Raw genomic sequence first — 19137 nt, 5'->3', positions numbered from 1 at the left:
AATTCAGGTTTCCAGTAACGTACGGGCAACGGCCTGCAGTTTACGGGTGAGCGGGCCCGGCGACCAGTTTAGCGCGGCAACGCCACGCACGGGCCAGACACCGTAGACGCTGTTGCAGACAAATACTTCATCTGCCTGCTCCAGCGCTTCGAACGGCAGGTCGCAGACCTGCACCGGGATGCCCAGCAGCGCTGCCTGTTCCAGCAACGCGGCCCGCATCACGCCAGCGACGCCACAGCGGCTGAGGTCGGCCGTGAACAGCACGCCATCGCGCACCAGGAACAGATTGCTGTACACCCCTTCGATCACCCTGCCCTGCCCATCACGCATCAGGCCTTCGGCATGTTCGCTGTCCTGCCATTCGGCACGGGCCAGCACCTGCTCCAGGCGGTTGAGGTGTTTGAGGCCGGCCAGCAGCGGTTGTTCCCCAAGCCGGGTCTGGCACGGGAACAGGCGCACGCCGTGCTCGGCATGTTCGACAGGATAGCTGGGCAACGGGCTGCCCTGCAGAATACGGCGCGGCGCGGCACCGGCAACCGATGCGTAACCGCGCTGGCTGTCACCACGTGTAAGGATGAGTTTGGCTACGCCATCACCGAGCTGGCTGGCATAGCGCAGGAGTTCGTCGCGCACCAGCGCCAGGTCGGCACTGATCGCCAGGCGCTGGCAGCCCAGCGCCAGGCGTGCGAGGTGGGCGTCCAGCAGGCTGGGCCGGCCGCCGCGCACGGCGATGGTCTCGAACAGCCCATCGCCGTAGGCCAGGCCGCGGTTCTGCAGGTTGACTGCAGCCGCCGGCTGGCCATCGATCCAGCTTTGCATCAATCGGCGAACCGGCGGAATACCAGCGAACCGTTGGTGCCGCCAAAGCCGAACGAGTTGGACAGCACCACATCGATCGGCATGCTGCGCGCCTGGTGCGGTACGAAGTCGAGGTCGCAGCCTTCGTCCGGCTCGTCCAGGTTGATGGTGGGCGGAGCCATCTGGCTGTTGATCGCCAGCACGCTGAAGATCGCTTCCACGGCACCGGCGGCGCCCAGCAGGTGGCCGGTCATCGACTTGGTCGAGCTGACCGCCAGCTTGTAGGCATGCTCACCGAACACGCGCTTGATCGCCGCCACTTCGGCCACGTCGCCAGCAGGGGTCGAGGTGCCATGGGCGTTGATGTAGCTGACCTCTTCCGGCTGGATGCCGGCATCACGCAGGGCGTTGGCCATGCAGCGGGCAGCGCCTTCGCCGGTGTCGGGTGGCGAAGTCATGTGGTAGGCGTCACCGCTCATGCCGAAGCCGACCAGCTCGGCATAGATGGTCGCGCCGCGAGCCTTGGCGTGCTCCAGTTCTTCGAGCACCAGGGCACCGGCACCGTCGGACAGCACGAAGCCGTCACGGCCCTTGTCCCACGGGCGGCTGGCCCGGGTCGGCTCGTCGTTGCGAGTGGACAGTGCACGGGAGGCACCGAAGCCGCCCATGCCCAGGCCGCAGGCGGCCATTTCGGCGCCGCCGGCGATCATCACGTCGGCTTCACCGTAGGCGATGTTGCGCGCAGCCATGCCGATGCAGTGGGTACCAGTGGTGCACGCGGTGGCGATGGCGTAGTTCGGCCCTTGCAGCCCCAGGTGGATCGACAGGAAGCCGGAGATCATGTTGATGATCGAGCCAGGCACGAAGAACGGCGAAATGCGACGCGGCCCCGAATCGTGCAGGGTGCGGCTGGTTTCTTCGATGTTGGTCAGGCCGCCGATACCCGAGCCCATGGCCACGCCAATACGCTGGCGGTTGGCGTCGGTGACTTCCAGGCCGGCATTACGCACTGCCTGGAACCCGGCCGCCAGGCCGTACTGGATGAACAGGTCGAGCTTGCGGGCCTCTTTGGCCGACAGGTATTGCTCGACCTCGAAGCCTTTCACCGAGCCGCCAAAACGGGTGGAGTAGGCAGACAGGTCCGTGTGTTCGATCGGACCGATGCCACTGCGGCCAGCCAGAATGCCCTGCCAGGTGCTCGGTACATCAGTACCCAGTGGCGACAGCATACCCATACCGGTGACCACGACGCGTCTACGCGACACAGTACTCTCCTTTTCTAATGACAGAGTTTCTTGCCATTGCATTCAAGCAATGGAATGAAATGGCAACAAGCTCTTGGTACCCGGTGAACGAGCCCGATCTGCAAAACGCAGGGTGCTCGCAAAGAAAAAACCGCACGCCGGCAAAGGCAGTGCGGTTTTTCCCGACAAGAAGCGTCGACTACAGCGTCTTAGGCCTGGTGGGCTTTGACGTAGTCTACAGCAGCTTGAACGGTAGTGATCTTCTCGGCTTCTTCGTCAGGGATTTCGGTCTCGAATTCCTCTTCCAGAGCCATCACCAGCTCAACGGTGTCAAGCGAATCGGCACCCAGGTCATCGACGAAGGACTTCTCGAGAGTCACTTCCTCTTCCTTGACGCCCAGTTGCTCGGCGACGATTTTCTTGACGCGTTCTTCGATGTTGCTCATACCTAGGTTTACTCCTAATGGATATATGTCAGGCAGCTGGCCGGTGGCTAATTTTATAGAAAGACGTTCGCTTTTCAAGCTAAACGCACCTTCACACCAGTCACCACACCCGCTGCCTGGAATCTGGTTGCAGCTTTATAACGGATTTTAGGCTCGCAGTATGACTCTTTTTTTACGAAATCCGTCACATTGAGTTGCAGTGTTACATGTACATCCCGCCGTTGACCGGCACGGTGGCGCCGGTTACGTAGGCTGCGCCGTCGGATGCCAGGAACGAAACCACCTTGGCGATTTCGTCTGCCTGGCCCAGGCGGCCCAGCGGAATCTGGGTCTGCAGGGCTTCGCGCTGCGCTTCTGGCAGCTCACGGGTCATGTCGGTGTCGATGAAGCCCGGGGTCACCGAGTTGACGGTGATGCCACGCGAGCCCACTTCACGCGCCAGGGCGCGGCTGAAGCCTTCCAGGCCGGCCTTGGCGGCCGCGTAGTTGGCCTGGCCGGCGTTGCCCATGGCACCGACGACCGAGCCGATGCTGATGATACGGCCCCAACGTGCCTTGGTCATGCCACGCAGCACGCCCTTGGACAGACGGTAGAGGCTGTTCAGGTTGGTATCGATCACGTCGAACCACTCGTCGTCCTTCATGCGCAGCATGAGGTTGTCACGGGTGATGCCGGCGTTGTTGACCAGGATGGCCGGTGCGCCGAACTGCTCACCGATGGCGGCCAGCACAGCTTCAACCGATTCGGCGCTGGTCACGTTCAGTTCCATGCCGGTACCGGTGATGCCGTGTTCTTTCAGGGTGGCAGCAATGCGCTCGGCGCCGGAGGCCGAAGTGGCGGTGCCGATCACGGTCGCGCCCTGGCGGCCCAGCTCGAGGGCGATGGCCTGGCCAATGCCACGGCTGGCGCCGGTGACCAGTGCAACTTTACCTTGCAGGCTCATGCAAGCTTCTCCAAATCAGGCCAGTGCCGCGCGGGTGGCGGCGACGGCGTCAGGGGTATTGAGGTTGTAGGTGGTCACGCCATCGGCGCAACGCTTGTTCAGGCCAGCCAGGACCTTGCCCGGGCCGCACTCGACCAGGTTGACCGCACCATTAGCGGCCAGGGTCTGCACGCATTCGACCCAGCGCACTGGCTGGTACAGCTGCGCCAGCAGGTCGTGCTTGAGGGCATCGAGGTCAGCGGCAACGGCAGCGGTGACGTTCTGCACCACGGGAATTTGCGGGGCGTGCCACTCGATGGCGTTGACCGACTCGGCAAAGCGCTCGGCAGCCGGCTTCATCAGCGCGCAGTGCGACGGCACGCTGACCGCCAGCGGCAGGGCGCGCTTGGCACCCTTGGCCTTGCACAGCTCGATGGCGCGATCGACGGCGGCCTTGTTGCCGGCGATGACCACCTGGCCTGGCGAGTTGAAGTTGACCGCGCTGACCACCTGGTCTTCGGCCGCTTCGGCGCAGATTTCCACGACCACGGCGTCATCCAGGCCGAGAATGGCGGCCATGGCGCCATGACCGGCCGGCACGGCTTCCTGCATCAGCTGGCCACGGCGCTCGACCAGGCGCACGGCATCTTTCAGGCTCAGGCTGCCGGCGGCAACCAGGGCACTGTATTCACCCAGGCTGTGACCGGAGACGAAGGCCGGCCTGGCACCGCCCTCTTCCAGCCACAGGCGCCACAGCGCGATGGACGCGGTGAGGATGGCCGGCTGGGTCTTGTCGGTCTGGTTGAGTTGTTCTTCCGGACCTTCCTGGACCAGCTTCCACAGGTCGTAACCGAGTGCCTCGGACGCTTCCTTGAAGGTTTCGATGATCACTGGCTTCTCGGCGCCGAGCTCGGCGAGCATGCCCAGCGACTGGGAACCTTGACCGGGAAAGACGAATGCGAGAGATGCAGACATTGAACAAGCCCTTATGATCTTGTCGTCGGATAGGGTGCGCCGGGCTTTGGGCCAGGCGCGGAATCTGAAAGCTTGGATGGAGACGCAGACCAAGCGGTCACATTTAAGCACTTCAGCGGCGATATGCCTAAGGTCTTTATTCCTTCAGCACCGGCCCTTTCGCGGGTAAACCCGCTCCCACAGGGTTACCACAGACCTGAAGGTTGTGGAGCACCTGTGGGAGCGGGTTTACCCGCGAAGGGGCCGGTACAGGCTACAACAGCAGGTCCTCGAGCCGCCCATGCAAGCGCTGCGGCAGGTTTTCCTGGATCTCGATCAACGCCCGCTGGATGGCACTCTGGAAGCCCTGCACCCCCGCCGAGCCATGGCTCTTGATGACGATGCCCTGCAACCCCAGGAAACTCGCGCCATTGTGCCGCGCCGGTGCCAGGTCGGCCTGCAGGCGCTTGAGCAGCGGCATGGCCACGGCCCCGGCTGCCCGCGACAACACGCCACCCTTGAACAACTGCTCGATGCGCGCGCCGATCATCGTCGCCAGCCCCTCACTCGACTTGAGCAGGATGTTGCCGACGAACCCGTCGCACACCACCACATCGGCTTCGCCACGATACAACCCGTCACCTTCGACGAAGCCTATGTAGTTGAGCCCGCGGGCGTTCTGCAACAAGCTGGCCGCCAGTTTGACCTGCTGGTTGCCCTTGATGTCTTCGGTACCGATGTTAAGCAGCGCCACGCGCGGCCGCTGCACACCCAGGGCCTGGGCCGCCACCGAGCCCATCACGGCGAACTGGTAGAGGTTCTCGGCGCTGCAGTCGACGTTGGCGCCAAGGTCGAGCAACTGGCAGTACCCGGTCTGGGTCGGGATCGCCGCCACCATGGCCGGCCGGTCGATACCCGGCAGTGTCTTGAGCACGAAACGCGAGAGCGCCATCAGCGCCCCGGTATTGCCGGCGCTGACGCAGGCCTGGGCCTTGCCGTCGCGCACCAGTTCAAGGGCGATGCGCATCGACGAGTCCGGCTTGCCGCGCAGCGCCTGGGATGGCCGCTCGTCCATGCCGACCACCTCGCTGGCGGCCACGATTTGCAGGCGCGCGCGATCCGCAGCCGCAAGGCCGCTGACAAGATCTTCAAGGAGGGAGGGTTGACCGACGAGGGTCAGGTGCAGCGAGGGGGTAGCCGAAAGGCAGGCAATGCTAGCCTGGACAATGCTGCGGGGACCGAAGTCCCCGCCCATTGCGTCGATCGCGATGATCTGAGCGGACAAGGATTACTCGTCAGCGCCCTTGTCGACCACTTTGCGACCACGGTATACGCCTTCTGGCGAAACGTGGTGACGCAGGTGTACTTCACCGGTGGTTTTCTCTACCGACAGCGCGTTTTCCGACAGGGCGTCGTGCGAACGGCGCATGTCACGGGCAGAGCGGGATTTTTTGTTCTGCTGAACAGCCATAATTGATTAACTCCTAAACGTTTGGGTCACGCTTTAACTGCGCCAAAACACTGAACGGGTTGGACCGCGATACCTCGTCCTTGCTCGATTCGGGCTCGTCTGCGCCCGCCGGCTGCTGGCATTCTTCCGGATGATGAGCAGGCACGATTGGCAAGGCGAGCAGAAGCTCCTCCTCGATCAATGCCTGCAGATCCAAAGGATCTTCGCCCAGTTCCAGCACGTCATAGCCTTTCGGCAACGACTGGGTATTCGCACCCTCCTTCACCACGGCGTATGTACATTCGCTGTGGATCGGCAGGGTGACCAGCTCAAGACAACGCTGGCAAACCATCTTGACTTCGACGTCCAGCTCGCTGTGGATAACCACCACGTGCTGTTCATCTCGTTCAAAATCGAACTTCGCCTGCACCGTACCGACATTGTCGGAAAGCGGGTCGCAGAGTCTTTCCAAATCAGCGAGTTGCAGCGAACCGTTAAGGGTTACGCCACGATCGGCTAATTTGCGCGGGTCAACGTGAGGTGGAATCGGGTCATTCAACATAGGCGCAGCATTCTAGGGATGCCCCCCGCCCCTGTCAAAGGAAATTCGGCGGCATCGTGCGTGATAGAATTTGTTCAACTGATTCAGGAGTCTACCATGCTTCCTCTGTTACTGGCTTCCAGCTCTGCCTACCGCCGCGAACTGCTTGCGCGCCTGCACCTGCCCTTCACCTGGGCAAGCCCCGATATAGACGAGCGGCGCCTGGATGACGAACCGGCGGTGGAGCTGGTGCGCCGGCTGGCCAGACAAAAAGCCGAGGCCCTGGCGGGCAGCCACCCCGGGCACCTGATCATCGGCTCGGACCAGGTTGCGGTGCTGGGCGAGCAGGTACTGGGCAAGCCGCACACCTTCGAACGAGCCTGCGAGCAGCTGCTGGAGTGCAGCGGGCAGCAGGTGAGCTTCCTGACCGGACTGGCACTGCTGAACAGCGCCACTGGGCACTGCCAGGTGGACTGCGTGCCGTTTACCGTGACCCTGCGCGAACTGGACCGAGAGCGAGTGGAACGCTATGTGGCGGCGGAACAGCCGCTGGACTGCGCCGGCAGCTTCAAGGCCGAGGGGCTGGGGGTGAGTTTGTTTCAGAGCACACATGGGTGCGATGCGACCAGCCTGATCGGGCTGCCATTGATTCGGCTGGTGGATATGTTGACCAGGGAAGGAGTGGTTATCCCGTAGTTCGCCTCAAGATCTTTTGCGCCTGACAGATCGAGCGCCGCCCGCGCGGCGCTTCGCGGGGCAAGCCCGCTCCCACATCTGTTTCGGGCCAGTCACTCCTGTGAGAGCACCTGTGTCCGCTTTGTTTGTTCCATTTGATATCGAAGGGGGCAACTGCCCTTCAACCATCTCCAGCCACACACCAAGGCTGCAACCCACCTGGCACAGGAATGATTGGCCCAAAACAAATGTGGGAGCGGGCTTGCCCCGCGAAGCGCCGCGCGGGCGGCGCTCGATCTCACAAACACCGCAAAACGGGCGACGAACCCTCAGCGCAACTGCGCCCCCTGGAACCCCATCCACATCGCCAAGCGCTCAGCCACACTGGCCCCCACACGCTTGGAGAAGCGATCGAGCGCAGACTCCTGCACCGTGAAGTCCACCAGCTCCTTCTCGCCCACGATCTCGCGCGCCACATAGCTGGCACTGCCCAGCCCGTCCACCAGGCCCAACTCCTTGGCCTGCTCGCCCGACCAGACCAGGCCACTGAACAGTTCCGGATGCTCCTTGTCCTTCAGGCGTTCGCCCCGCCCCTGCTTGACCATGGCAATGAACTGCTGGTGCGTGGTATTCAGCACGCCCTGCCAGAACTCGGTCTCTTCCGGCTTCTGCGGCGAGAACGGATCGAGGAAGGCCTTGTGCTCGCCTGCAGTGTAGGTACGCCGCTCCACACCCAGCTTCTCCATGGTGCCGACAAAGCCATAACCGGCCGCCGTCACACCAATCGAGCCCACCAGGCTGGCCTTGTCGGCATAGATCTCGTCCGCCGCACTGGCGATGTAGTAGGCACCGGAAGCGCCAAGGTCGGCGATGACCGCATACAGCTTGATGGCCGGGTATTCGGCCCGCAGACGGCGGATTTCGTCATACACGTAACCCGACTGCACCGGGCTGCCTCCCGGGCTGTTGATGCGCATCACCACAGCCTTGGTCTTGCTGTCCTTGAACGCCTCGCGCAGGCTCTTGACGATATTGTCGGCACTGGCCGGCTCCTGATCGGCAATCACCCCGCGCACCTCGACCAACGCGGTATGGCTGGCACTGCGCGACGCGGCCTTGTCCATGTCCATCAACGGTGTGAACAGGATCAGGATGCCGAACAGGTAGACGAAGGTCAGCAACTTGAAGAAGATCCCCCAGCGTCGCGCCCGGCGCTGCTCCTGAACGCCTGCCAGCAGGGTCTTTTCCAGCAGTTTCCAGCTCTTGCGCTCTTCGCGCTCCTCGGGTTCGGCCTCGGGGGCTTTCCATTCGTCTGCCATGCTTACCTACCTTGGAAATGGAATTGCGGAACCACCCAGCCACTCACGCAACTGGGAAAAATGATCGATGCACACCTGCGGACCAAACTCGGCCAGCGCCTGCAGCGACATGGCACCATAGCCCACGGCCACCGAGTGCATGCCAGCATTGCTGGCCATCTGCAGGTCGAATGCCGAATCGCCAACCATCAGCGCACGCCCCGGTTCGACACCGCAATGACCGAGAATTTCCTCGAGCATCAGCGGGTGCGGCTTGCCGCGGGTCTCGTCGGCGGCGCGAGTGATGTCGAAGAACTGCTCCCAGCCATTGGCCTTGAGCACCCGGTCCAGCCCGCGACGCGCCTTGCCGGTGGCCACCGCCAGGCGGTAACCCTCGGCACGGAAGGCATCCAGCGACTCGACCACGCCCTCGAACAGCGGCGAGGGCTGCTGGTCCAGGGCCATGTAGATATCGGCATAGTGCTGACGAAAGCTTTCGACCTGAGCAGGCGCCAGGTGCGGGTACAGGGTGTGGATCGCCTCGCCCAGAGCCAGACCGATGATGCCCTTGACCGCGTCCTCGCTGCTTTGCGCCTCACCGGCACGCTCGGCGGCGGCGTTCATGGCCTCGACGATACGCCCGATCGAGTCGGCCAGCGTGCCGTCCCAGTCGAAGATCAGTAGCTCATAGCCTTTTTTCATAGGTCAGGACGCACTCAGACGTTCAACGGTTTTCGCCCAGACTTCATCCACTGGCGCCTCGAGCTTCAGCTCGCCACCGTCCGGCAGCGGTACGGTCAGCGCATAAGCATGCAGGAACAGACGCTTGCCGCCCAAGTCACGAATTTCACGACTGAAGTCTTCGTCGCCGTACTTGCTGTCGCCAGCGATCATATGCCCGGCATGCAGGGTGTGCACACGGATCTGGTGGGTACGACCGGTGATCGGGCGCGCCTCGACAATGGTGGCGAACTCGCCGAAGCGGCGCAGCACGCGGAACAGGGTCAGCGCCTCCTTGCCCTCGTCGTTCACCTCGACCATGCGCTCGCCGGAGCGCAGGTTGCTCTTGAGCAACGGCGCGTTGACCTGCTTCTTCGAGGTCGGCCAGTGGCCGCGCACCAGCGCCATGTAGCGCTTGTCGACACCATCGCCGCGCAGCGCGGCGTGCAAGTGGCGCAGCATGCTGCGCTTCTTGGCGATCATCAGCAGGCCGGAGGTATCGCGGTCCAGGCGGTGCACCAGCTCCAGTTCCTTGGCGTCCGGGCGCAGCTGGCGCAGCGCCTCGATCACGCCGAAGCTCAGGCCGCTGCCGCCATGTACGGCGATGCCGGCCGGCTTGTTCATCACGATCAGCGCCTTGTCTTCGTAGACGATGGCCGCTTCCAGGCGCTGCAACAGGCCCTGGGCTACCGGCGCCGGCTCGTCACGTTCCGGCAGGCGGACGGGCGGTACCCGCACGATGTCGCCGGCCTGGATCTTGTACTCCGGCTTGACGCGCCCCTTGTTGACCCGTACCTCACCCTTGCGCAGGATGCGGTACACCAGGGTCTTGGGCACGCCCTTGAGGGCCGTGATGAGGAAATTGTCGATGCGTTGGCCGGCAAGCTCCGGCGCGACTTCGATCAGCTGAACGCCGGAAGTCGGAGGGGTATTGGTCGTCATGGCGGGATCATAACAATTTTTTATGGAATTGAAGCACTTAATCATTGCTGCTATAGTCGCGAACGCCGCCAAAAGCGGCAGGCCAGCGGCACCAGGCTCCTAGCCGGTCCCTGACCAACGCAATTCTCCAGGACGCGAGGCCGTCCTACGGGGTTTTCGCCAGTTTACCGAATTGCCTGGAATCGCCACCAGCGCTGTGTAGAGAAGACCGAAAAAAAACGACAAGTGCGGTGTTTCACCTGCTTACCCGATTCTTTTCGCTGCACCTCTGCCCGCCCCGTCGCTTCCACGCAACGCCCGGCGAATGCTTCGGAAATACCTGCCTTGGACATGAATGGCGCCAGCGCAGAACCTGCGTTGGCGAAAAATGCAACCCGTTGCGGATTCAGCGCGCGGCAGCACCCGAATTATCAGGGATACGTGCAGGGTGGAGATGCACAGCCCTCGGACCGTGTAGCACCGCGTCCGGCCCACCAGCCCACTGAACGGCTGGCGAGCGGATAAGGTCCTGAACAGATGCCTCCGGGCGTCCACGGCTGACGGTTGATTCCTCCTCCTGACTGAGTGCACAAGGCCCGCTTGGTTGATTCGGATTCCAATTCGAAGCCACCGGGGCCTTGTTGGCACCGCAGCAAACAGGACGCGTCGTCGCGACAACGGCAGGCTGGGCAACCGGCTGGTGCCGAACGTCGCTCGACACGGGGGTGGCCCGGCCACCCTTTGCGCACCTTGGCACCGACCATGAGACGTCGTGTGTGCCGAACGCCGTTTCCGGCAGCCCGGAAACCGACGGTACAACATGAAAAGAATGCTGATTAACGCGACTCAACCCGAAGAGTTGCGTGTAGCCCTGGTGGACGGCCAACGTCTCTACGACCTGGACATCGAGTCCGGCGCGCGCGAGCAGAAAAAGGCCAACATCTACAAAGGCAAGATCACCCGCATCGAACCCAGCCTCGAAGCCGCCTTCGTCGACTTCGGTTCCGAACGTCACGGCTTCCTGCCGCTGAAAGAAATCTCCCGCGAATACTTCAAGAAAGCCCCCGAAGGGCGGGTCAACATCAAGGAAGTACTGAGCGAAGGCCAGGAAGTCATCGTCCAGGTCGAGAAGGAAGAGCGCGGCAACAAAGGCGCCGCCCTCACCACCTTCATCAGCCTGGCCGGCCGCTACCTGGTGCTGATGCCGAACAACCCGCGCGCCGGTGGCATCTCCCGCCGCATCGAAGGCGAAGAGCGCAACGAACTGCGTGAAGCCCTGAACGGCCTGACCGTGCCGGGCGACATGGGCCTGATCGTGCGCACTGCCGGCCTTGGCCGCAGCAGCGAAGAAATGCAGTGGGACCTCGACTACCTGCTGCAACTGTGGACCGCCATCAAGGAAGCGTCCCAGGACCGCGCCGCGCCATTCCTGATCTACCAGGAAAGCAATGTCATCATCCGCGCCATCCGCGACTACCTGCGCCAGGACATCGGCGAAGTGCTGATCGACAGCATCGATGCCCAGGAAGAAGCCCTGACCTTCATCCGCCAAGTGATGCCGCAGTACGCCAGCAAGGTGAAGCTGTACGAAGACAGCGTGCCGCTGTTCAACCGCTTCCAGATCGAAAGCCAGATCGAGACCGCCTTCCAGCGCGTGGTCGACCTGCCGTCCGGCGGTTCGATCGTGATCGACCCGACCGAAGCCCTGGTGTCCATCGACATCAACTCGGCGCGCGCCACCAAAGGCAGCGACATCGAAGAAACCGCCCTGCAGACCAACCTGGAAGCGGCCGAGGAAATCGCCCGCCAGCTGCGCCTGCGTGACATCGGTGGCCTGATCGTCATCGACTTCATCGACATGACCCCGGCGAAAAACCAGCGCGCCGTCGAAGAACGTGTTCGCGAGTGCCTGGAAGCCGACCGCGCCCGCGTCCAGGTCGGCCGCATCTCGCGCTTCGGCCTGCTGGAAATGTCCCGTCAGCGCCTGCGCCCTTCGCTGGGCGAAAGCAGCGGCATCGTCTGCCCGCGCTGCTCCGGCACCGGCATCATCCGTGACGTCGAGTCGCTGTCGCTGGCCATCCTGCGCCTGATCGAAGAAGAAGCCCTGAAGGACCGCACCGCCGAAGTTCGTGCCCAGGTGCCGATCCCAGTGGCTGCCTTCCTGCTCAACGAGAAGCGCAACTCGATCACCAAGATCGAACTGCGTACCCGTGCGCGCATCATCATCCTGCCGAACGATCACCTGGAAACCCCGCACTTCGAAGTCCAGCGCCTGCGCGACGACAACCCGGAAGTGCTGAGCAACCAGTCCAGCTACGAGATCGCCGCCGCCGAAGCCGAAGAAGCGCCGCAGCCGACCGCCACTCGCACCCTGGTTCGCCAGGAAGCCGCGGTCAAGACCGCCCCGGCCCGCGCCAACGCGCCGGTACCGACCACTGTCGAAGAGCCGCAGCCTGCCGCACCGGTCGCCCCTGCCCCGGTCGCCCCGGAGCCAAGCCTGTTCAAGGGCCTGGTGAAGTCGCTGGTAAGCCTGTTCGCCGGCAAGGAAGAGCCTGCCGCCGCGCCGGTTGTCACTGCCGCCGAGAAGCCGGCCGCCGAGCGCAGCCCACGCAACGAAGAACGCCGCAACGGCCGCCAGCAGAGCCGCAACCGCAACGGCCGCCGCGACGAAGAGCGCAAGCCGCGTGAAGAGCGTGCCGAGCGTGCACCTCGTGAAGAACGTGCTCCTCGTGAAGAACGTGCCCCGCGCGAAGAGCGTGCTCCACGTGAAGAACGCGCCCCACGCGAAGAGCGTGCACCGCGTGAAGAACGTGCTCCACGCCAGCCACGCGAAGACCGTCGTGGCAACCGTGGCGAAGAGCGCGTGCGCGAACTGCGTGAGCCACTGGACGCTACCCCTGCCGAGCGTGAGGAACGTCAGCCGCGCGAGGAGCGTGTAGCCCGTGAAGAACGTGCCCCACGCGAAGAACGTGCCCCGCGTGAAGAGCGTGCACCTCGCGAAGAACGCGCCCCACGTGAGGAGCGTGCTCCACGTGAAGAACGCGCACCGCGTGAGGAGCGTGCTCCGCGTGAAGAACGCGCACCGCGCGAAGAACGTGCTCCGCGTGAAGAGCGCGCACCTCGTGAAGAACGTGCTCCACGCGAAGAACGAGCCCCTCGCCCACCACGCGAAGAGCGTCAGCCACGCGTAGCCGAAGAAGCCGCCGAGCAGGCTGCCGAGCTGGCCGAAGAGCAACTGCCGAACGAAGAGCTGCTGCAGGACGAACAGGAAGGCACCGATGGCGAGCGCCCGCGCCGCCGTTCCCGTGGCCAGCGTCGTCGCAGCAACCGTCGTGAGCGTCAGCGCAACGCCAACGGCGAGCTGATCGATGGCAGCGAGGAAGAAGGCAGCGAAGAGCAGCCACAACCGCATCAGGCCACCGAGCTGGGTGCCGAACTGGCTGCCGGCCTGGCCGTGACTGCCGCCGTCGCCAGCAGCAACATCAGTGCCGACGCCGAAGCCCAGGCCAACCAGCAGGCCGAGCTTGCCACCGCCGAAGTCGCCGCCGTAGCGGAAACCGACAACAGCGAAGTCGCCCAGCCGGTCGAGCAGGCCGAGAAGGTCGTACAGGTCGAAGCTGCTGCCGAGGCTGAAGAAGTGGCTGTGGCCCCGGTGGTCGAGCAGCCGGTCAGCGAGCCTGTGGCCGTGGTCGAGGCAACTGCCGAGCCAGTGGTCGAAGTCGCTCCGCAGCCAGTGGTAGACGAAGCACCTGCTGCCGAACCGGTAGTGGTTGCCGAAGCACCGGTAGAAGCGCCTGCCGTCGAGGCCGGTGAAATCGAGCAGGCCCCGGTCGTGGTCGAAGCCGCTCCGGTTGCCGAGCAACCTGCCCCGGTTGTCGAGGCCCAGCCAGAAGTGGTGGCCGAGCCTGCCCCAGTGGCCGTCGAGCCTGCACCGGTCGAAGCCCCTGCGGCGGTGGAACCTGCCACTGTCATGCTGGCCAACGGCCGTGCGCCGAACGACCCGCGTGAAGTGCGTCGCCGCAAGCGTGAGGCCGAGGCTGCCGCCAAGGCCGCACAGGAAGCTGCTGCAGCCACCGAGGAGCCAGCCCTGGAAGCCACTGATGAGCAAAAGCCTCATCACGGTTGATAGCCAAGGCTGAATGAAAAAGCCCCGCCAGTTCGCACTGGCGGGGCTTTTTCTTGCGCTACTGCCTCATCACTGCTCTGTGTAGGAGCGGCCTTGTGTCGCGAAAGGGCCGCAAAGCGGCCCCAGTTTTTCAGCTTCGCAGCATGAATTGCCGGGGCCGCCTTGCGGCCCTTTCGCGACACAAGGCCGCTCCTACAGGGGGTACCAGTGGGCCTGAGACAAGGCCAGATCAATCAGTAGAGGTTAGGCTCCATCTCCAGCTCGACTCCGAACCGCTCGAGGATATCGGCCTGGATCCGCCGCGCCAGCGCATGCATCTGCGCCCCGCTCGCCTGGCCGTAGTTGACCAGCACCAGCGACTGCAAACGATGCACCCCGGCATCTCCCTCGCGGTGGCCCTTCCAGCCTGCCTGTTCGATCAGCCAGCCTGCCGCCAGCTTCACTTGGCCATCGGCCTGGGGATAAGCCACCACTCCCGGGTACTGCGCACGGATTCCCTCGACCAGTTCCGCCGAGACCACCGGGTTCTTGAAGAAGCTCCCGGCATTACCCAGCTCTGCCGGGTCTGGCAGCTTCTCGCGGCGAATGCTGCAGATCGCCTCGCTGATCGCCTGCGCGGTCGGCTCGGTCACGCCCTGCTCTGCCAACCGCTGGCGCACCGGGCCGTAATCCAGGTGAGCCTGCAGCGTTCGGCTCAAGGCAAAACGCACACGCAGGATCAACCAACGCCCAGGGTTGCGCTTGAACAGGCTGTCGCGATACCCGAAGGCACATTCCGCCAGGCCGAAGTCACGCAACTCCCCGGTCTCGCGATCCAGGGCGTTCAGACCGACGAACACATCCTTGATCTCCACGCCATAGGCACCGACGTTCTGCATCGGTGCGGCGCCCACGGTACCGGGGATCAGGCTGAGGTTCTCCAGCCCGCAATAGCCCTGTGCCAGTGCCCACTGCACGAACGGGTGCCACGGCTCCCCGGCTTCGGCCTCGACCACGATACGTTCGCCATCGTCGCTGAGCACGCGCCGGCCACGGCTGGCCATATGCAGCACCAGCGCATCGATATCGCGGGTCAGCAGCAGGTTGCTGCCACCGCCAATCACCAGCACCGGCACGCGGCCTCGCTGCGCCTGGGCCAGCGCCTGGCGCACCTCCTGGTCGTCATGTGCCTGGGTGAAATACCGCGCCTTCACGTCGATGCCAAAGGTGTTGTACGGCTTGAGCGATACCTGCTCCTGCCACTGCACTGTCATAGCCGCCCCTTGATTTCCAGGACCAGCGCCTGGCACGCCGCTTCAACCAGGTCGAGCACCTGCTCGAAGCCATCGGCGCCGCCGTAGTACGGGTCTGGCACTTCATCCAGCGCTGCGCCATAGCGGCGCAGGAACAGGTCGAGCTCCCCCACTGCGGTGTGCGGGCGCATCGCACGCAAGTGGCCGAGATTGCTCTCGTCCATGGCCAGGATCAGGTCATATTCGGCAAAGTGCGCCGCCTTGACCTGCTGGGCGCGTTGCTGCGAAAGGTCATAGCCACGCGCCAGCGCTGCCTTGCAGGTGCGGCTGTCAGGCGCCTTGCCGACGTGCCAGTCGCCGGTGCCGGCCGAGGCCACATGCACCCGGTCGGCAAGCCCGGCAGCCTGCAATTGATGGCGCAGCACGCCTTCGGCGGTGGGCGAGCGACAGATATTGCCGAGGCAGACGAACAGGACGCGCATCAGGCCTCCAGCAAGCGCCGTACGCGCTCCAGGTCTTCAGGGGTATCCACGCCCACGGCAGGCGCCTCGATGGCGTCTTCGACGTGGATGCGCACGCCATGCCACAGGGCACGCAACTGCTCCAGCGCTTCGGTCTGCTCGAGCCAGCACGGGCCCCAGCTGACGAAGTCCTGCAGGAAGCCGACGCGGTAGGCGTACATGCCGATGTGGCGGCGATACGGCACGCCTTCCGGCAACAGGTTGCGGTCCTTGGCAAAAGTATCGCGGGCCCAGGGCAGCGGCGCACGGCTGAAGGTCAGGGCCAGGCCGTTCTTGTCGCTGATTACCTTGACCGCGTTGGGGTTGAACACGGTTTCCGGCTCATGGATCGGTTCGGCCAGGGTGGCGATACCGGCTTCCGGGTGCGCCGCCAGGTTGGCTGCCACCTGGTCGATGATCACCGGCGGGATCAGCGGTTCGTCGCCCTGCACGTTGACCACGATGGCATCGGCAGGCAGGCCGAGGTGCGCGGCCACTTCGGCCAGGCGGTCGGTGCCGGACTCATGGTCGGCACGGGTCAGCAGCACTTCGGCGCCGAAGGCCTTGCAGGCCTCTACGATGCTGGCGTCGTCGGTGGCGATGACCACGCGGCTGGCGCCGCTCTTGCGGGCCTGTTCCCACACATGCTGCACCATCGGCTTGCCGGCGATCGGCAGCAATGGCTTGCCCGGCAGGCGCGTGGAGCGCAGCCGGGCGGGGATCACCACGGTGAAATCCAGGCTCATTTGTCCAGACGCTCTTCATCAGTCAGGGTGCGCGCCTCGCTTTCCAGCATGACCGGGATGCCGTCGCGGATCGGGTAGGCCAGGCCGGCGCCCTTGCTGATCAGCTCGGTCTTGTCGGCACTGAGCTTGAGCGGGCCCTTGGTGATCGGGCAGGCCAGGATATCGAGCAGTTTGGTGTCCATTTGAGGCTTCCTTTAGGCCAGGTGGCCGGGAATTGAAAAAGGGCTCAGGGCTTGCGCAGCAAGCGTTGCAACTGGTTGTCGAACCAGGCACTGAAGGCCGGCGTCGGCTGCGCCTCGACGGCCAGGTACCACCAGTCGTCAGCGGCGAAGGCCCGGCATTTCACCGCATCCTTCTCGGTCATGACCAGCGGCAGCGGCGGGCTGAAGGCCAGGCTCTGGGCGCTGAACTGCGCATGGTCGGCAAAGGGGTGCGGCACCGGCTGCCAGTTTAGCCCCAGCAGGGTATTGAAGAAACGTTGCGGGTTGCCGATACCGGCCACCGCGTGCAGGCGTTGGCCTGCGGGGAAATGGTCGAGCGCGCGGCGCTCGCCGCTGCGCAGGTTGACCAGGGCGGACGGCTTCAGGCAGAAGCCGAAGCCATCGGCGCGGTCTGCGCTGGCGCCGTTGTAAAGCACCGCGTCAGCCTCGTGCAGGCGTTCGGCCGGCTCACGCAACGGCCCCGCCGGCAGGCAGCGGGCATTGCCAAGGCCGCGGGCGGCATCGATCAGCACCAACTCCAGGTCGCGGGCCAGGCGGTAGTGCTGCATGCCGTCGTCACACAGGATCAGGTCGAGGGGTTCGCTGGCCAGCAGTGCCTGCACGGCGCGGGAGCGGTCGGGGTCGATCATCAGCGGCACGCCGGTGCGCTGCACGATCAGCAGCGGTTCATCGCCGGCCTGCTCAGCGGCCTGGTCGGCCTGCACGCGCCAGGGTAGCTGCGGCGGCTTGGCGCCATAGCCACGGCTGACCACGCCCACCTTCAGCCCCTGCTGGCGGCAGTGCTCGATCAGCCAGAGGATCATCGGCGTCTTGCCGGTACCGCCCACGGTGATGTTACCCACCACGATGACCGGCACCGGGGCCCGGTAGCTGGCACTTTCGCCACTGAGAAAACGCGCCCGCTTGCGCGTGACCACGCGGCGATACAGTGCTTCCAGCGGGCGCAGCAGCGCCAGGGCCGGGTGCCCGGCGTACCAGGCGGCGAGCAGACGGTCGGCGAAGGCCATCAAGGCGTGCCCTGGGCCGCCTCGACGGTGGTCATGCGCAACTGGCTGAAACCGAGCTTGCCGGCGGCATCCATCGCGGTGACCACAGCCTGGTGCGGGGTCTTGCCGTCGGCGCTGATGGCCAGCGGCAGCTTGTTGTCGCCGCCCGACTCACGCTCGATCGCTTCGCTCAGGGTGGCCAGGTCGCTCTTGGGCAGCAGGTGGTTGTTTACCGAGTACACGCCTTCGGCGCTGATGGTGATTTCCACCAGCTTGCCCTGGTCGGGCGGCGCCTGTTCGGCGCTGGCGGCTTCGGGCAGCTCGACGCGCAGCTGGGTCTCGCGGGTGAAGGTGGTGGTGACCACGAAGAACAGCAGCAGGACGAACACCACGTCGATCAGCGACGCCAGGTTGATGTCGACGCTCTCCCGCTGGCGATTGCGCCGGAACTTCACGCCTTGCCTCCGGCCACTTCCACTTCACGGTCGCCCTGGATCACTTCCACCAGCTTGATCGCTTCCTGTTCCATGCCCACCACCAACTCGTCGATGCGGCGCAGCAGGAAGCGGTGGAAGAACACCGCCGGGATACCGACCATCAGGCCGGCCGCAGTGGTGACCAGGGCCTTGGAGATACCACCGGCCAACACTGCGGCGTTGGCGGTCATCTGCGAGCCCATGAAGGCGCTGAAGATGTCGATCATGCCCAGCACGGTGCCCAGCAGGCCAAGCAGCGGGGCCATGGCGGCGATGGTGCCGAGGGTGCTGATGTAGCGTTCCAGTTCGTGGATGACGCGCGAGGCGGCCTCCTCGATGCATTCCTTCATGATTTCGCGGCCATGGCGCGAGTTGGCCAGGCCGGCGGCAAGGATCTCGCCCAGTGGCGAATCGGCGCGCAGAGCCTTGAGCTTGTCACTGGTCAGTTGCTTGTCCTTGATCCACATCCACACCTGACCCAGCAGATGCGGCGGGGTGACGCGGCTGGCGCGCAGGGTCCACAGGCGCTCGACGACGATAGCCATGGCAGCGATGGAGCTCAGAATGATCGGCAGCATCATCCAACCACCGGACTTGACCAATTCCCACACAGTAAACGCCCCTTCGGAAAAAGGCCGCCACTCTACCATAGGCGCGCCGGGGGCTCATCTGCCGGAGGTCAGGGAATTGCCCTACCCGGTTTCTACCTTGAGCTGTCGGGTGGCTGAACTGGCCCTTTCGCGAGTGAACCCGCTCCCACAGATTCAGCGTCAACTCGAAGCCAGCGCAGTACCTGTGGGAGCGGGCGCGCCCGCGAAAAAGACGACGCGGTGGATGGCACCGGCTTTGCCGGTGTTCGCGGGCATGCCCGCTCCCACAGG

General features: G+C 64.3%; 20 protein-coding genes. 2 read left to right on the top strand and 18 right to left on the bottom strand.

Annotated features, from left to right (window positions below; all coding sequences use genetic code 11):
• Positions 1-3 precede the first annotated feature (3 nt).
• From pabC to C163_RS26270, 8 genes are all read right to left on the bottom strand, one after another.
• A complete protein-coding gene (pabC, locus tag C163_RS07245) occupies positions 4-819 on the bottom strand; it encodes an aminodeoxychorismate lyase (protein ID WP_025338217.1) in 816 nt (271 codons plus the stop codon).
• Positions 819-2063, bottom strand: a complete 1245-nt coding sequence (gene fabF, locus C163_RS07240; RefSeq protein WP_025338216.1) for a beta-ketoacyl-ACP synthase II — start codon at positions 2061-2063, stop codon at positions 819-821. The genes pabC and fabF overlap by 1 nt, the downstream gene beginning before the upstream one ends.
• A gap of 188 nt (positions 2064-2251) precedes the next feature.
• A complete protein-coding gene (gene acpP, locus C163_RS07235; protein WP_016715141.1) occupies positions 2252-2488 on the bottom strand; it encodes an acyl carrier protein in 237 nt (78 codons plus the stop codon).
• Between the two features lie 202 nt (positions 2489-2690).
• The gene (fabG, locus tag C163_RS07230) at positions 2691-3431 is read right to left on the bottom strand and encodes a 3-oxoacyl-ACP reductase FabG (RefSeq protein ID WP_003247160.1); all 741 of its coding nucleotides are present in this window, start codon (positions 3429-3431) and stop codon (positions 2691-2693) included.
• 15 nt (positions 3432-3446) lie between these two features.
• Complete coding sequence (gene fabD, locus C163_RS07225) at positions 3447-4385, bottom strand: ACP S-malonyltransferase (RefSeq protein WP_023661404.1); 939 nt, start codon at positions 4383-4385, stop codon at positions 3447-3449.
• A gap of 253 nt (positions 4386-4638) precedes the next feature.
• Positions 4639-5649 (bottom strand): phosphate acyltransferase PlsX, encoded by a 1011-nt coding sequence (gene plsX / locus C163_RS07220; RefSeq protein ID WP_075044133.1) that lies wholly within the window; start codon positions 5647-5649, stop codon positions 4639-4641.
• A 3-nt stretch (positions 5650-5652) separates the two neighbouring features.
• Positions 5653-5835 (bottom strand): 50S ribosomal protein L32, encoded by a 183-nt coding sequence (gene rpmF, locus C163_RS07215; RefSeq protein WP_003247154.1) that lies wholly within the window; start codon positions 5833-5835, stop codon positions 5653-5655.
• A 13-nt stretch (positions 5836-5848) separates the two neighbouring features.
• Positions 5849-6376: a YceD family protein gene (locus C163_RS26270; protein WP_012313431.1), complete on the bottom strand. Its 528-nt coding sequence runs from the start codon at positions 6374-6376 to the stop codon at positions 5849-5851.
• Positions 6377-6472: 96 nt separating this feature from the next.
• Between C163_RS26270 and C163_RS07205 the strand changes: the two genes are divergently transcribed.
• Positions 6473-7051, top strand: coding sequence for a nucleoside triphosphate pyrophosphatase (locus C163_RS07205; protein ID WP_025338215.1), 579 nt, complete (start codon positions 6473-6475; stop codon positions 7049-7051).
• Positions 7052-7359: 308 nt separating this feature from the next.
• Here C163_RS07205 and sppA read toward each other — a convergent pair whose 3' ends face one another.
• The 3 genes from sppA to rluC are packed head-to-tail and all read right to left on the bottom strand — an operon-like array spanning position 7360 to position 9990.
• Positions 7360-8349 (bottom strand): signal peptide peptidase SppA, encoded by a 990-nt coding sequence (sppA, locus tag C163_RS07200; RefSeq protein WP_025338214.1) that lies wholly within the window; start codon positions 8347-8349, stop codon positions 7360-7362.
• Positions 8350-8355: 6 nt separating this feature from the next.
• On the bottom strand, positions 8356-9030 hold the full coding sequence (locus tag C163_RS07195; protein ID WP_025338213.1) for an HAD family hydrolase: 675 nt from the start codon (positions 9028-9030) through the stop codon (positions 8356-8358).
• Between the two features lie 3 nt (positions 9031-9033).
• On the bottom strand, positions 9034-9990 hold the full coding sequence (gene rluC, locus C163_RS07190) for a 23S rRNA pseudouridine(955/2504/2580) synthase RluC (RefSeq protein WP_025338212.1): 957 nt from the start codon (positions 9988-9990) through the stop codon (positions 9034-9036).
• A gap of 799 nt (positions 9991-10789) precedes the next feature.
• On the opposite strand from rluC, the gene rne reads away from it, so the two are divergent.
• Positions 10790-14095, top strand: coding sequence for a ribonuclease E (gene rne, locus C163_RS07185; RefSeq protein WP_025338211.1), 3306 nt, complete (start codon positions 10790-10792; stop codon positions 14093-14095).
• A 233-nt stretch (positions 14096-14328) separates the two neighbouring features.
• Here rne and murB read toward each other — a convergent pair whose 3' ends face one another.
• Genes murB through C163_RS07150 form a run of 7 tightly spaced genes read right to left on the bottom strand, consistent with a single transcriptional unit; the run spans position 14329 to position 18867 of the window.
• Entirely contained in the window at positions 14329-15348 is a 1020-nt protein-coding gene (murB, locus tag C163_RS07180) for a UDP-N-acetylmuramate dehydrogenase (protein ID WP_025338210.1), read from the bottom strand.
• The gene (locus tag C163_RS07175; protein WP_003259973.1) at positions 15345-15809 is read right to left on the bottom strand and encodes a low molecular weight protein-tyrosine-phosphatase; all 465 of its coding nucleotides are present in this window, start codon (positions 15807-15809) and stop codon (positions 15345-15347) included. The genes murB and C163_RS07175 overlap by 4 nt, the downstream gene beginning before the upstream one ends.
• Positions 15809-16573 (bottom strand): 3-deoxy-manno-octulosonate cytidylyltransferase, encoded by a 765-nt coding sequence (kdsB, locus tag C163_RS07170; protein WP_025338209.1) that lies wholly within the window; start codon positions 16571-16573, stop codon positions 15809-15811. Before kdsB ends, C163_RS07175 begins: the two co-directional genes overlap by 1 nt.
• Positions 16570-16755, bottom strand: coding sequence for a Trm112 family protein (locus C163_RS07165; protein ID WP_011532874.1), 186 nt, complete (start codon positions 16753-16755; stop codon positions 16570-16572). The genes kdsB and C163_RS07165 overlap by 4 nt, the downstream gene beginning before the upstream one ends.
• A gap of 44 nt (positions 16756-16799) precedes the next feature.
• A complete protein-coding gene (lpxK, locus tag C163_RS07160) occupies positions 16800-17801 on the bottom strand; it encodes a tetraacyldisaccharide 4'-kinase (protein WP_025338208.1) in 1002 nt (333 codons plus the stop codon).
• Entirely contained in the window at positions 17801-18235 is a 435-nt protein-coding gene (locus C163_RS07155; RefSeq protein WP_025338207.1) for a biopolymer transporter ExbD, read from the bottom strand. Before C163_RS07155 ends, lpxK begins: the two co-directional genes overlap by 1 nt.
• Positions 18232-18867: a MotA/TolQ/ExbB proton channel family protein gene (locus C163_RS07150; RefSeq protein ID WP_016391244.1), complete on the bottom strand. Its 636-nt coding sequence runs from the start codon at positions 18865-18867 to the stop codon at positions 18232-18234. Before C163_RS07150 ends, C163_RS07155 begins: the two co-directional genes overlap by 4 nt.
• Positions 18868-19137 lie beyond the last annotated feature (270 nt).

The sequence above is a fragment of the Pseudomonas sp. FGI182 genome (assembly GCF_000511325.1).
Lineage (GTDB): Bacteria > Pseudomonadota > Gammaproteobacteria > Pseudomonadales > Pseudomonadaceae > Aquipseudomonas > Aquipseudomonas putida_Z.
Note: the sequence above shows the minus strand (reverse complement) of the source record. Positions and strands in the feature narration are given on the sequence as shown.